Source organism: Paenibacillus sp. RC21, assembly GCF_044907935.1.
Taxonomy (GTDB): domain Bacteria; phylum Bacillota; class Bacilli; order Paenibacillales; family Paenibacillaceae; genus Paenibacillus; species Paenibacillus terrae_A.
In genome coordinates this window covers 57,225-69,173 of sequence record NZ_JBIYCS010000001.1, presented here as the reverse complement: position 1 = coordinate 69,173, position 11,949 = coordinate 57,225, and the positions used below count along the sequence as shown (strand labels likewise).

The window sequence follows — 11,949 nt, the reverse complement described above, 5'->3', positions numbered from 1 at the left end:
AAGAATACATTCCCTCCGATTCCATAAAAATAGACACAACTTAATATATCGGCCCCTTATACGCCCCTTTTCATAGGTCAAATGGACCTTATTTTCCATAAACCGGTTAAGCCCATGGGATTAAAAGAAAATCAGGAGGGGAGTCACTTGCAAAGCCCCCTTCGGGTATAGTAGTATGTGGTTAAAAAAATCGGAGGATATATGCCTAAACAACAAGATAAACATTCCATTCAGGCGTGGTCTCTGATCAATCGCAAATATTTGGGAAAAGGTGTGCGCGTCAAACGTTTTCGCAAGCCGACACGCTGTCAAGTGCGCAATCGTGTTCTGCTAGCCGTTTTGATGGCTAATGACATTAAACTGTCTCAGCTTGCCGAGGAGCTTTCCATTTCCTCCCGTAGCGTCAGCGCGTGGGTATATGAAGGTCGTATTCCCGGCAACACTAATCTGGAAAAAGCTTGTAATACACTTGGTTATCCGCACCATATTCTGTTTAATGAAGAGGTTGTCCGGCGTTCACCGCTCATCTGTCAGCCATCACCGTCCCGTTTTATGAAACGGACTGTGACTCGTTCCCCGGTCAAAAACCGGATTTTGGCGGGTCTATGTATGGTCCATGATATTTCGGTGACCGATGTCAGTCATTGGATTGGCGTTCATCCCGGCACATTTCGAAAATGGTTGCACCAGGGTACCGTTCCTTCTCAAACCTTCCAGGATCAGGCGGAACAGTTTTTCCGCATTCCAAAATCCATCTTGTTTGCTGATGCCATGCTGAAAAAGTGAGAATGCCCGTTAAACCTAAACGATTGTACTTTACCTGAAAGTCTATGAAAGGAACGCATTACCATCTTTCATTTCATAAGACTTTCGCCTGTTGCAAATCATGGAATATAAGAACAAAGAAAGCACAGTCTGCCATTTTCCCGGCGTACTGTGCTTTTTTAGAACCCTTATCTTTTTAAGAATGAGTGCTTGCCGCTTGTGTAGAACGTCCGGCTTCTTCCTTAATCGCCTTCAGCTTCTTCATCACCGGATTGCCTCCACGTCCAAAGTAGTCGTGAAGACGGCTGTATTCCTCGTACAGCTTATCATAGACGGCCGCGTTCTCCGGGATCGGTTTGAAGCTCTCGTCCCGTACACGAGCCATATGGCGCGCTGCTTCGACGATATCGTCATACCCTCCGGCCTCTGCTCCCGCAGCCACTGCCGCGAACATCGCTGCGCCCAGGGCAGGGGTTTGAGTAGAAGCCGCCACTTTGATCTCCCGTCCGGTTACATCGGCATAAATTTGCATCAAGAGACGGTTTTTCTGCGGCAATCCACCGCATGCATACAATACATCTACCGGCACGCCGTTGTGATGGAACGCATCGACGATTTTACGTGTACCGAACGCTGTGGCTTCCAGCAATGTACGATACACTTCCTCCGGCTTCGTCAGCAGCGTATAGCCGACAATAAGACCCGTCAGGTTCGTATCCACCAGCACAGAACGGTTGCCGTTCCACCAATCCAGCGCAAGCAATCCGGTTTCGCCCGGTTTGTACGCTGCCGCTTTGCGCTCCAGCCACACATGGACGTTCACGCCTTCTGCCGCAGCCTGCTCCTTCACCTCACCGGGAACAGCATGCTCAACGAACCATGCGAAAATATCTCCTACCGCCGACTGACCAGCCTCATAGCCGTAATAGCCCGGGATAATTCCGTTTTCTACAACACCGCACATGCCTTCGACTTCTTTTTCTTCCTCACCGAGCAGCATATGACAAATAGAAGTTCCCATAGACATGACCAGCTTGCCTGGTGTAACGACACCTACCGCCGGAACAGCCGCATGTGCATCCACGTTACCTACTGCTACTGCAGTTCCCGGATTCAGCCCGAGCTTTGCAGCCATGTCCTCTGTTAATCCACCTGCACGGCTACCCAAGTCATAAACTTCACCACGCAGCTTCGTATCTGTCAAATTTTCCAGACGAGGATCGAGCGCTTTGAAAAACTCACGGTCCGGATAACCGTCACGATGATGGTAAATGGACTTGTAACCCGCTGTACATTGATTACGTTTCAGTTCTCCACTAAGCTGGGAAATAACCCAGTCGGTCGCTTCTACAAAGCGATCTGTCTGATCATAAATATCCGGCGCCTCGTTCAGAATTTGCCAAATTTTTGCGATCATCCATTCGGATGAAATTTTACCACCATAACGGGGCTGAAATGCCTCTCCGCGTTGTGTGGCAATTTCATTCAGACGATCCGCTTCATCCTGCGCTGCATGGTGCTTCCACAGTTTTACCCAGCTATGCGGGTTATCCTTCAGGTTCTCGTCAAAACACAATGGTTGTCCCTGCGCATCGATTGGCAGCATCGTACATGCTGTAAAATCAATCCCGATCCCGATGATGTCGTCAGGAGAAATCCCCGTCTCCTTCATGACAGCAGGTACAGAAGTCGTCAGCACTTCAATATAGTCAGCCGGATGCTCCAGCGCCCAGTCCATTTCCAGCTTGCGTCCGCTGCCAGGCAGCACTTCATCAATAACCCCATGGCGATATGGTGTTACGTGTGTAGCAATTTCAGCTCCGTTAGAGAGGTCAACAATGACCGCGCGCCCGGACTCTGTTCCATAATCGACACCAATGGTATACTTGCTCATTTGTGTGTCTCCTCCTTTTTCGTTTGACCATAGTAGGCGTTCGCTCCATGCTTGCGCAGAAAATGCTTATCCAGCAGCGCCTGATCCATAGAGGTTAATTCCGGGTTCAGCGCGAAGGAACGGTACGCCATCTTGGCTACTTCCTCCAGCACCACCGCATTATGAACGGCATCATCGGCATTTTTCCCCCAAGCGAACGGTGCATGCTGATTAACGAGTACACCTGGAATATCCGCTGGACTAATATCCTGAAACGTCTCAATAATCACATGTCCCGTCTCCAGCTCATACTCTCCGGCAATTTCCTCTGAAGTCATCGCGCGAGTACACGGAATCGTTCCATAAAAATAATCACCCTGTGTTGTCCCTAATGCAGGAATCGCGCGTCCTGCCTGTGCCCAGCTTGTGGCCCAAGAGGAATGCGTGTGTACAATACCACCGATTTGTGGAAACGCACGGTACAGTGCCAGATGTGTAGGTGTATCTGATGAAGGACGAAGGTCCCCTTCAACAATATCGCCTTGCAAATTGAGTACAACCAATTGCTCTGCTTTCAGCTCCTCATAGGCCACACCACTTGGCTTGATTACAACCAGTCCCTGCTCACGGTCGATACCGCTTACATTTCCCCACGTAAAAGTAACCAGACCATGCTTGGGAAGAGCCAGATTGGCCTCCCATACTTCCTGTTTTAATTGTTCTAACATGTATAAGACACTCCTTTTACTATCATTTCTGAAATGGAAGTGCTAAACCCAGCTTCAAATGGAAAACCACAAGAGGATCATAATGTCCCTTATCCTTGGTTCCGCTTTCATTATACACTTGTACGTACAACTTAGCCAGTGTTTTTTTATACGTTTTTTCACTGCGTAACTGTTTATGTTTTCAGAAAAAACATAGCAAAAACAGCCTATTTTCTGCAATCCAGAAAACAGGCTGTACGATAAGGCGAGTAGGCAGGCCGATACGCTGTGAGGTGTCAGAACTACATTTCTTCCAACTTGTCCTTACATGTATCCAAATAAAAACTCGCCCATATTTATTAGGTTCTTATACGTCACTGGCAACAGGACCCGTAGATTCACGGATAATCAGCTCAGGTGGAATAATCCACTGGCGATCCTCTTCGCGGAAGCCCTTTTCTTCGATCATCGACAGTATCGTATCAGCGGCGCGAAGTCCCAGCTCTTCTTTGGGATGGCGGATTGTAGTTAGCTTGATTTCCGTTGCCGTTGCCAAAAAAGAGTCATCAAACCCCACCAGCGACAAATCGCCCGGAATGCTCAGACCCGCCGAACGCACAATGTCCAACAAACGCACAGCCAGCTCGTCATTATAGGTTACCCATCCGGTAGGGCGCTCTTCCGGCTCCATACTCAACAGTGCAGACGCACGCTGTAACGGAACTTCATTTTTTTCTTCTGTCCGGTAGGTGGTCACTGCATTCGGATGCAGCGTAACCCCATATTTACGGTGGGCGGCCACAAATCCCTTCATACGAAGAATTCCCTGCATATCATCTGTCTTGAAAAACCCGGCTAACCGCCGATGTCCCAACTTAATTAGATGCTCAGCCGCTAAAAATCCGCCCTTCTCATCATCCACACGCAGACATGGCGCATCCATTTCCTCATACCGGGCATTAATCATTAAATAAGGAATTTGGCGGTTTTCCACGGTCAGGTAATAATTGAGATTGGGGTTGCGCTCCCCACTTTTGGTCGGCTCAATAATAATCCCGCTCAATGGCTGACTAAGCAGCATTTCCAAACACTGCCGTTCCTGCTCAGGGTCATTGCCTGTGCTTGACAGCAGTAGCTTATAGCCCTGACGACTTAATTTGGATTCAATTCCCTGCACAATCGACGGAAAAATATAATCCGATATATAGGTCGTAACGACCCCGATCGTCCGTGGGTCCTCGGGCTGCTTGCTATCCCGTGTGGCGACAAAGGTCCCCTTGCCCTGCATGCGAAACAGCCAACCTTCCTGCACCAGCTCACCTAACGCCTGACGCACGGTTTGCCGACTAACCGCAAATTGCTCAGACATTTCATGCTCAGATGGAAGCTGGCTTTGAGGCTCCAGCCTGGATGAATGAATCCATGACAAAATTTCCTGTTTAACTTGTATATATTTGGGCGCCATAATTTCCTCCGTCACTTGCAATATCGTGTACCCTTTTGTATTTCACGATTATAGCATATCGTTCATTTGTACATACAAATGTTACAGGAGCAGGATATCGTTGTATAGCTGCCGGAGGCGTAAACCCATTCGCTAATCCCTTCCATGTTACAAGTGCTTGGTTATCCTGTCTAAATACCGCTTCTGTAAATGTGCATTTTATGAGCGAAGCAATTGATGATCGTTCATATACTTGAGCCCTGTATAGCGATTACGCAGGGTATGAGCCGTGCGAAGTGCGCGCGCAAGCTGCTCCTCGGTTACGCCCAGCTCGGCAATCGTAGACGGACCACCGACCTGAGCCAGCCATGCACGCATCTGCTCCGACGTGGGCAAGGTTCGATATACCTCAAAAGCATCCACAGCTTGGCTGGCAACCAGGTCCCTGTACAAGTCCGCCAGTAAAGCAGAAGCTACGCCCACTTTGGCACCATGCAAAACTTGCTTGCGTCCCTCCGCAATAAAATCCATTTCAATTCGGTGAGAAATGTGGTGCTCTCCCCCCGATGCTGGACGGGAATGATCAATCATCAGCATGGAAATGCCGGATGCGATCAGCGCGTTCATCAGCACTTCGACACCTGCCTGGCTACCCGCCGCAATCTCATCAACATGCTCTACACAGGCCCGCAGCGCCTCCTCCGTAATTCGATTAGCCAAAAGCGAATACGGTTCGCCCCCCAAATCCCTGGACACATGCCAATCGGCTAATGAGGTGAATTTGCCGAGCATATCGCCAAAGCCTGCAGCAGTCATCGCTTGTGGCGCATTCGCCAGTACGGATAGATCAGCAAAGATCGCTTCCGGTGGAACAGCCTGGAATGTCTGCTTGCTGCCGCCCACAATCAACGGCGCGCCTGCCGATGTGAATCCATCCACAGAAGGGGCCGTCGGCACCGACAGGAACGGACGATTCATTTTATAGCATGCGAAGCGAACCAGATCATGAATAGTGCCGGAGCCTACGGCCAGTACAGCCTGACTCTCATCTGCCACGCCCAACAACACCTTTACGATATAGCCCTCATCTGCAATCACATCCCCCACAGCATTGGGAGGCAGCCGAACCACATCGACCACCAAACCTGCGTCACGTATCCGTTGTGTCAACTTTTCCCCTGCCGCCGCAGAAGTATGTTCATCCTCTACCAGCGTCATATGACGGTAATTTTGTTGCTTCAGATAAGGGACGACGGCTTCAAGCGCTCCATCACGCACCTCAATAAACAATTCGACCTTTCGGTAAGGGTGATCGGTGTAGTTTGCCTGTGCTTCTTCGTTCCACTGCTTGATCTGCTCATTCATATTCATTTGATCTACCTCCTGAAAAGGAATAATTTGCACAAGAATGATCCATACTATTAAAAAGATTCTCTTTGAAAACGATTTCTATTTAATTGTACGCACAAGTTCCTGTCCAAGTCCAGATGAAAAGCACAAGTTGCTTTTCAAATCCTGATTCCGAAAGGAAAAAAGCTTATGAAATTCAGAACAGACATCGCTTGCGCACTCGGTTTACTGGCAGGCACAACCTTTGGCAGTGGTATCGCTTTTTTATTCGGCTGGCAAGCCTACCAGGCTTTGACCTCCGTATCTGTATTTGGCGTTGCCGGGATCATGATTACCATCGCTGTTTTTCGTCTGCTTCATCACAAATCGGTTTCTACGTCAGATCCCCGATAGTTTCAGCTACTGAAACAAGAACACTTTGCTTGTACAGCACCATTCCGCCTGCTCCGTTTGCATGTACCTTTTTTTAGTTCAGCTTATATACATTTGCCTAACATATGAGGATTTTGCATAAATCCTGATATAAAAAAACGGGCCTCACAAGCGATTTATTTCGCTTGTAAGTGCCCGCTTTTATTATGTGTGTAGTACAATTCGAGATCAGCCATGATTCTACTGAATATCTGGATTTACATCCAAATCATAATCAATTTCATCAAACCCGAATCCAAACAACTGAAGGAAATCGAGACGATATTGTTCAAGGTCGCCCCGTTCAGACACATTTTCTGTAGTAATCCCGGACCAAGCCTCTTGGACAGCCTGCTGGACATCCGCTCTCATTTCCCAGTTGTCCAGACGAATGCGCCCTTCCTCATCGGTTTCCACTGTCGATCCACTATATAGCTTTCCGAACAGACGCTGCGCTTGCTCGATACAGCCCTCATGCAAACCCTTTTCCTTCATAACCTTAAACAGTAAGGAAATATACAGAGGTACAACTGGAATAGCCGAGCTGGATTGTGTAACCAAAGCTTTATTTACAGAAACGTAGGCTTTTCCATCATAATGCTCCAGTTGCTTCGTTAAGCTGTGCGCTGTGGCCTCCAAGTCATTTTTGGCTTGGCCAATGGTTCCTTTACGGTAAATGGCCTCCGTGATCTCTGGACCAATATACGAGTAAGCCAGTGTGGTTACCCCTTCAGCCAGCAGATCAGCTTCTTCCAGCGCTTTTAGCCATAAGGACCAATCTTCGCCCCCCATTACCGTTATCGTATTTTCAATTTCCTCCTCTGTAGCCGGTTCCAGCGTAATCTCCGATACGACACCTGTATTGGTATTCACCGTTTTATCAGAAAAGGGCTGCCCGATGGGCTTGAGAACGGAGTTGAAGGTTTCACCCGTATCGGGATGCGTCCGTCGTGGTGAAGCGACACTATACACAATCAGATCTACCTTGCCCAGCTTCTCCTTAACCAGTTTCAACGTTTCCTGCTTGATTTCATGGGAAAAAGCGTCTCCATTAATGCTTTCTGCTATGTAGCCAGCCGCTCTAGCCGATTCCTCAAAGGCTACAGTGTTGTACCATCCAGCTGAAGCTGTGCGTCCTTCTGAAGCAGGGCGTTCATAGGATACACCTATGGTATCAGCTCCCATACCAAAGCTGGCAGCAATGCGGGAAGCCAGTCCATAGCCGGTGGAAGCTCCGATCACAAGCACCTTTTTGGCTCCTTGTATTGAAGGACTTTCTTTGATGTAGTCGATTTGACGATTGACATGAGCCGCACATCCTCCTGGATGCGCAGTAGTACAGATAAAGCCACGGACTTTCGGTTTAATAATCATTGCAAGGGCCCCCTACTTTGGCATTCATTTTATATAGATGGAATGGTTGTCCAGTCATAACTATATAGCAAATCAGCTTGAGGCTCAACCTTTTACGGGCGTAATACAGCAGTCAACATCTCTTTAAAGTTTGCTGCTACCTTCAAGCCGGGATCTAAATCGGGGTCTAGTATAGCCACACTCATGCCTACTATTTGAGGTGATTTCAGTAAGACTCTAAGAACATCTGTGAGTTCCTTCCACTGCAAGCCATGAGATTCCGGGCAATCCACACAGGGCATGAGCGTTTTGTCAAGCACATCTGCATCCAGGTGAAGCCAAAAACCGTCAACCTCTCGCTGATGAATGAAATCATTCAAAAAATCCGCAGTCCTGGCACCCCCTTCCCGAAGAGAGCGTTCCGCACTGAAGCAGGTAATGCCCTCCGTCTTTGCCTCTTCTATAATGCTCTGCTCCGGATCTGATTCGCGATAGCCGAAGGTCAGGACATTGGAACTCTGAATATAAGGTTTTCGGTTTTCCAGATTGGTTAAAATATCTGTTCCTTTACCCGTAACAATAGCAAGGTCCATACCAGCCACAACGGCTTTATCACTATTTCCTTTATGGTAATAATCTGGATGTGCGTCTATATGAACCAGTCCGTAATTCCCCTTTCGCGCCAGCGCCAAGGCGCTTCCCAGCAGCACACTGCAATCGCCGCCCAGAACAAGAGAAAACGCAGAGGTGCTCAGTACCTCCTCCACCGTATCTGCCAATTCAATGGAAAAAGCGGCCACCTGAGCCCCAAATAAGGCGCCGTCGTTGTATGTATACTTCTTCGGATATGCAGGCTGAGACAGCCTTGTCGCGACTTGTGCTCCGATCGCTGTGTGAAGACCCAACTCCTCAAGAACAGCGGGAAGCTTCCAGCAGCCTCTTTCTCTACCGTCCGGATGCCTGCTAAGGCCAAGATTGGTGGGGGCATGAATAATGCAGATTTCTTTTTCCATCGACAACCAACTCCTTTACCTTCGATTATGAGGCATAGCTATTTGCTAAAATGTAATACATAAAATATACTTTAAGCATTACTATATCCCTCAACGTGTAAGGAGTCAAACTGAATTGGAATATTACAACGAACTCTGGTTTTCTTTCACCTTCGATCTATTAAATAGTTATGATCCCTACTATGAAGAACCGGAACGGCTTGACAGTCCGGAACAATTAAATGATTTGCTACAAAAGTATGGAGTGTTATGCGATGAAACGGTAGCTCTGAAGGAGCTAACAGCCGTGCGTGCTTACCGCGACAGACTGCGCGATTTGATTATGAGTGGAAGTGATGAGCAACTGGGAGAATTTCTGACGGAGAGTGAATTGCGTTCCCCCCTGCGCCCACGATTAAATGCACAGGGAGACGGCAGCTTTCGTTATGTTTACAGTCCACCTGATAAAAACACAGGCAGCTTGGCCGACCGTATTCTGGCGGTCTGTTCGCGTACGCTCGGAAGAGAACTGACCCTGTACGGAAGACCAAGACTCAAAGTCTGCGTTTCAGATCCTTGCCGTGAAATATTTTCCGATCATTCTAAAAACAGACTACAGCGGTTCTGTAGCAAACGTTGCTCTACCCGTTATCATGTCAAGAAACACCGGGAATCACAATGAAATACACGCCCGGGTAAATGGCTAATGCTACGCTCATCCCTTTGATATTACTATCAGCGCTATAGATAACATAAAAAAGGTTCATCATTGCTACAATGAGCAATGATGAACCTTTTTTATGTTAATGATGCGGTCGAGAGGACTCGAACCTCCACGGGGGTTAGCCCACACGGACCTGAACCGTGCGCGTCTGCCAATTCCGCCACGACCGCATAGTATGTAATCATGCCGATGTTTATCTATGTAACAGGGCCATAAATAATGCCCAGTACATATAATCACCGTAATTAAGATTATATCGCTCATAGAGAATAAAAGCAAGCCATTCTTATATTATATTTTCTATATATAATTCCAGAAAACATGTGAAAACAACTGGATTTCTCATACCATATATGGTAATATGGACGCATCAGGAAAGGAGGTGCGTCAACATTAGTAATCAGATGTTGAACGTGTCCCTTACCCGGTCCGCCATTCTCTAATTCTCAGAGATGACGGAGGCGCGGGATACGGATCAAAGCTTTAAATAAGCGCCACGGGTAGAAAGACCGTCTACGGACGGTCTTTTTTATGTTAAACATCATACTATTGTAATCACATTACATACCGGGAAAAGGAGTCATTCTATGTCTATTCAACCAGGAAAAGTGGAAGAGTTTAAAGATTTAGCAGCTATATGGCTGGAAGCTTCCATAGAGGCCCATCATTTTATTGATCCACAATATTGGACATCACAGGTTGGCGAAATGGAAGACAAATACCTTCCTCTAGCTCAAAACTACGTTATTATACAGGACGATCACACTATTGGTGGCTTCGTTTCCATGATAGATGGATATTTGGCGGCCTTATTTATACGAGTAGGTTCCCAACGAAAAGGCTATGGCAAGTTACTACTAGATTGGGTTAAGAAGCAATATGAGCAGATCCAATTGAAAGTATACCAGTCCAACACGAAGGCATTTAACTTTTATACCAGAAATGGATTTATCATTCAAGAGGAATCCATTGATCCAGAAACCCGTGAAAAGGAATTTGTAATGGTTTGGACAAAGCACAAGTAACATTAAGTTACATTATCTCAATGAAGTCAAAGGCTCTGCTCCCGTATAAATACGGTAAAAGCAGAGCCTTATATATTTTACCTACACTAATATATATGTTCTCTCATTTCAGCCCGTAAACCTCGGTATATAAAATTTGTCTAAACGGCGCAAAATCCTGCTCTGTCAGCGCATACGGATAGCTCATAATTTGAAGCCTCAGATCGGCCTGTCCTTCCCTCAAAGGAGGCTGTACATACTCAAAATCGTTGAGATGGAATCCCAAGCGTTCATAAAAACCAATTCTTCTCCGAGTCCATTCATCCTCAGGTGGCTCAACCTCCAGCACTACCAGTTTATCGGACTGTGAAATAAATCTGCTCATGAGCTTTTTACCTAACCCGCCACCACGTATAGCCTGATCTACCGCAATATGCTCTACAAACCGAAAATGTGTAAATTCCCAGCCTGCCAGAAAAGCGATCGTATGCCCTTGCTCATCCTTTTCAGTGATTAAGCGATAACAAGGATGAGTAAGCAGTGCCTTTTGCGACGCAAAGATTCTACATTCCGTTTCAGGAAAAGAGGCTTCCATAATCGCATACACTTGTGAGAATTCAAGTTCATTCATTTTATATTCCCTGCTCCTTTAATTCTAACTTCCCTTTCCAGTTCAATTCAATCTGACCAAATCGTTGAAATCAATTTTCATACCTTGTGTAATTCCGTAAGCGTCAGCAAAATATGCTCCAATAGCTCGGGGATATCCTCCATCTGATCTTCATTAATTTGTCTGGAAAATTGAAGCTCAATCTTGTTTTGGTATGTAGCTGCCTTTTCTCCGTAAACAAAGCTGAGCGTTTGGAGCGGCCTAAGATCCGGCTTCCAAATTTGCGTCAATAAATCTTCAATCTGACTGCACTGTGTTTCAATCTCACGAATCTCCATATAGAAGCTGAGCAGCAGCACGCATCCGGGAATTTGATCTTCGATCTCCAAAATTTCTGCAGCCAAGTTATTTAAATCTGCATTTAAGCGAATTTCCGCCGTCACACCGGGTCGTTCCGTCAGCCTGAACTGTATAGCGAATTCACGCGACATCACGGACATTTCCAATCGGTCGATCCGTTGCGTGATTTCAATACGTGAATCCAGACTATCCAGATCGTATACTGCATTTTCCATACCTACTTTTAAATTATCAAAAACCGTCGGGTCAAACATGTTCATTTCACCTCTGCCTATCATTCCATATGTTTCATACATTTAACATTCAAATAGGTTTCCAATCCAATGAGTATATCATAAATGTTTGCAGCCAAGAAA

General features: G+C 46.7%; 12 protein-coding genes and 1 tRNA gene. 4 read left to right on the top strand and 9 right to left on the bottom strand.

Going from position 1 to position 11,949, the window contains the following annotated elements; genetic code table 11:
* Window positions 1–201 precede the first annotated feature (201 nt).
* Complete coding sequence (locus ABIA61_RS00340) at window positions 202–786, top strand: helix-turn-helix domain-containing protein (protein ID WP_014280814.1); 585 nt, start codon at window positions 202–204, stop codon at window positions 784–786.
* A gap of 175 nt (window positions 787–961) precedes the next feature.
* On the opposite strand, the gene ABIA61_RS00335 is transcribed toward ABIA61_RS00340, so the two are convergent.
* The 4 genes from ABIA61_RS00335 to ABIA61_RS00320 all read right to left on the bottom strand — a co-directional run bounded on the left by ABIA61_RS00335 (window position 962) and on the right by ABIA61_RS00320 (window position 6,160).
* On the bottom strand, window positions 962–2,659 hold the full coding sequence (locus ABIA61_RS00335) for a ribulokinase (RefSeq protein ID WP_283655431.1): 1,698 nt from the start codon (window positions 2,657–2,659) through the stop codon (window positions 962–964).
* Complete coding sequence (gene araD, locus ABIA61_RS00330; protein ID WP_404520660.1) at window positions 2,656–3,366, bottom strand: L-ribulose-5-phosphate 4-epimerase; 711 nt, start codon at window positions 3,364–3,366, stop codon at window positions 2,656–2,658. Before araD ends, ABIA61_RS00335 begins: the two co-directional genes overlap by 4 nt.
* Before the next feature lie 346 nt (window positions 3,367–3,712).
* The gene (locus tag ABIA61_RS00325) at window positions 3,713–4,810 is read right to left on the bottom strand and encodes a GntR family transcriptional regulator (RefSeq protein WP_283655430.1); all 1,098 of its coding nucleotides are present in this window, start codon (window positions 4,808–4,810) and stop codon (window positions 3,713–3,715) included.
* A gap of 198 nt (window positions 4,811–5,008) precedes the next feature.
* Window positions 5,009–6,160: a sn-glycerol-1-phosphate dehydrogenase gene (locus tag ABIA61_RS00320; RefSeq protein WP_404520661.1), complete on the bottom strand. Its 1,152-nt coding sequence runs from the start codon at window positions 6,158–6,160 to the stop codon at window positions 5,009–5,011.
* Between the two features lie 168 nt (window positions 6,161–6,328).
* Between ABIA61_RS00320 and ABIA61_RS00315 the strand changes: the two genes are divergently transcribed.
* Window positions 6,329–6,532, top strand: coding sequence for a hypothetical protein (locus ABIA61_RS00315; protein WP_283655428.1), 204 nt, complete (start codon window positions 6,329–6,331; stop codon window positions 6,530–6,532).
* Window positions 6,533–6,751: 219 nt separating this feature from the next.
* Here ABIA61_RS00315 and fabV read toward each other — a convergent pair whose 3' ends face one another.
* The gene (gene fabV / locus ABIA61_RS00310; RefSeq protein WP_283655427.1) at window positions 6,752–7,924 is read right to left on the bottom strand and encodes an enoyl-ACP reductase FabV; all 1,173 of its coding nucleotides are present in this window, start codon (window positions 7,922–7,924) and stop codon (window positions 6,752–6,754) included.
* Between the two features lie 92 nt (window positions 7,925–8,016).
* Window positions 8,017–8,916: an arginase family protein gene (locus ABIA61_RS00305; RefSeq protein WP_404520662.1), complete on the bottom strand. Its 900-nt coding sequence runs from the start codon at window positions 8,914–8,916 to the stop codon at window positions 8,017–8,019.
* 115 nt (window positions 8,917–9,031) lie between these two features.
* On the opposite strand from ABIA61_RS00305, the gene ABIA61_RS00300 reads away from it, so the two are divergent.
* Window positions 9,032–9,577 carry a CGNR zinc finger domain-containing protein gene (locus ABIA61_RS00300; protein WP_283655425.1) on the top strand — a complete coding sequence of 182 codons (546 nt, stop codon included), beginning with the start codon at window positions 9,032–9,034 and terminating at the stop codon, window positions 9,575–9,577.
* Window positions 9,578–9,705: 128 nt separating this feature from the next.
* Here the strand turns inward: ABIA61_RS00300 and ABIA61_RS00295 are convergent.
* Window positions 9,706–9,789 (bottom strand) — tRNA-Leu (locus ABIA61_RS00295).
* 417 nt (window positions 9,790–10,206) lie between these two features.
* Here ABIA61_RS00295 and ABIA61_RS00290 point away from each other — a divergent pair.
* On the top strand, window positions 10,207–10,644 hold the full coding sequence (locus tag ABIA61_RS00290; protein WP_283655424.1) for an N-acetyltransferase: 438 nt from the start codon (window positions 10,207–10,209) through the stop codon (window positions 10,642–10,644).
* A gap of 103 nt (window positions 10,645–10,747) precedes the next feature.
* Here ABIA61_RS00290 and ABIA61_RS00285 read toward each other — a convergent pair whose 3' ends face one another.
* Together ABIA61_RS00285 and ABIA61_RS00280 are read right to left on the bottom strand one after the other, a co-directional pair.
* Window positions 10,748–11,254: a GNAT family N-acetyltransferase gene (locus tag ABIA61_RS00285; protein WP_404520663.1), complete on the bottom strand. Its 507-nt coding sequence runs from the start codon at window positions 11,252–11,254 to the stop codon at window positions 10,748–10,750.
* A gap of 77 nt (window positions 11,255–11,331) precedes the next feature.
* Window positions 11,332–11,847 (bottom strand): hypothetical protein, encoded by a 516-nt coding sequence (locus ABIA61_RS00280; protein ID WP_404580174.1) that lies wholly within the window; start codon window positions 11,845–11,847, stop codon window positions 11,332–11,334.
* Window positions 11,848–11,949 lie beyond the last annotated feature (102 nt).

Coding starts and splice junctions, on each gene's coding strand:
- ABIA61_RS00340 (WP_014280814.1), top strand. CDS start 202: ATGCCTAAACAACAAGATAAACATTCCATTCAGGCGTGGTCTCTGATC.
- ABIA61_RS00335 (WP_283655431.1), bottom strand. CDS start 2,659: ATGAGCAAGTATACCATTGGTGTCGATTATGGAACAGAGTCCGGGCGC.
- araD (WP_404520660.1), bottom strand. CDS start 3,366: ATGTTAGAACAATTAAAACAGGAAGTATGGGAGGCCAATCTGGCTCTT.
- ABIA61_RS00325 (WP_283655430.1), bottom strand. CDS start 4,810: ATGGCGCCCAAATATATACAAGTTAAACAGGAAATTTTGTCATGGATT.
- ABIA61_RS00320 (WP_404520661.1), bottom strand. CDS start 6,160: ATGAATATGAATGAGCAGATCAAGCAGTGGAACGAAGAAGCACAGGCA.
- ABIA61_RS00315 (WP_283655428.1), top strand. CDS start 6,329: ATGAAATTCAGAACAGACATCGCTTGCGCACTCGGTTTACTGGCAGGC.
- fabV (WP_283655427.1), bottom strand. CDS start 7,924: ATGATTATTAAACCGAAAGTCCGTGGCTTTATCTGTACTACTGCGCAT.
- ABIA61_RS00305 (WP_404520662.1), bottom strand. CDS start 8,916: ATGGAAAAAGAAATCTGCATTATTCATGCCCCCACCAATCTTGGCCTT.
- ABIA61_RS00290 (WP_283655424.1), top strand. CDS start 10,207: ATGTCTATTCAACCAGGAAAAGTGGAAGAGTTTAAAGATTTAGCAGCT.
- ABIA61_RS00285 (WP_404520663.1), bottom strand. CDS start 11,254: ATGAATGAACTTGAATTCTCACAAGTGTATGCGATTATGGAAGCCTCT.
- ABIA61_RS00280 (WP_404580174.1), bottom strand. CDS start 11,847: ATGTTTGACCCGACGGTTTTTGATAATTTAAAAGTAGGTATGGAAAAT.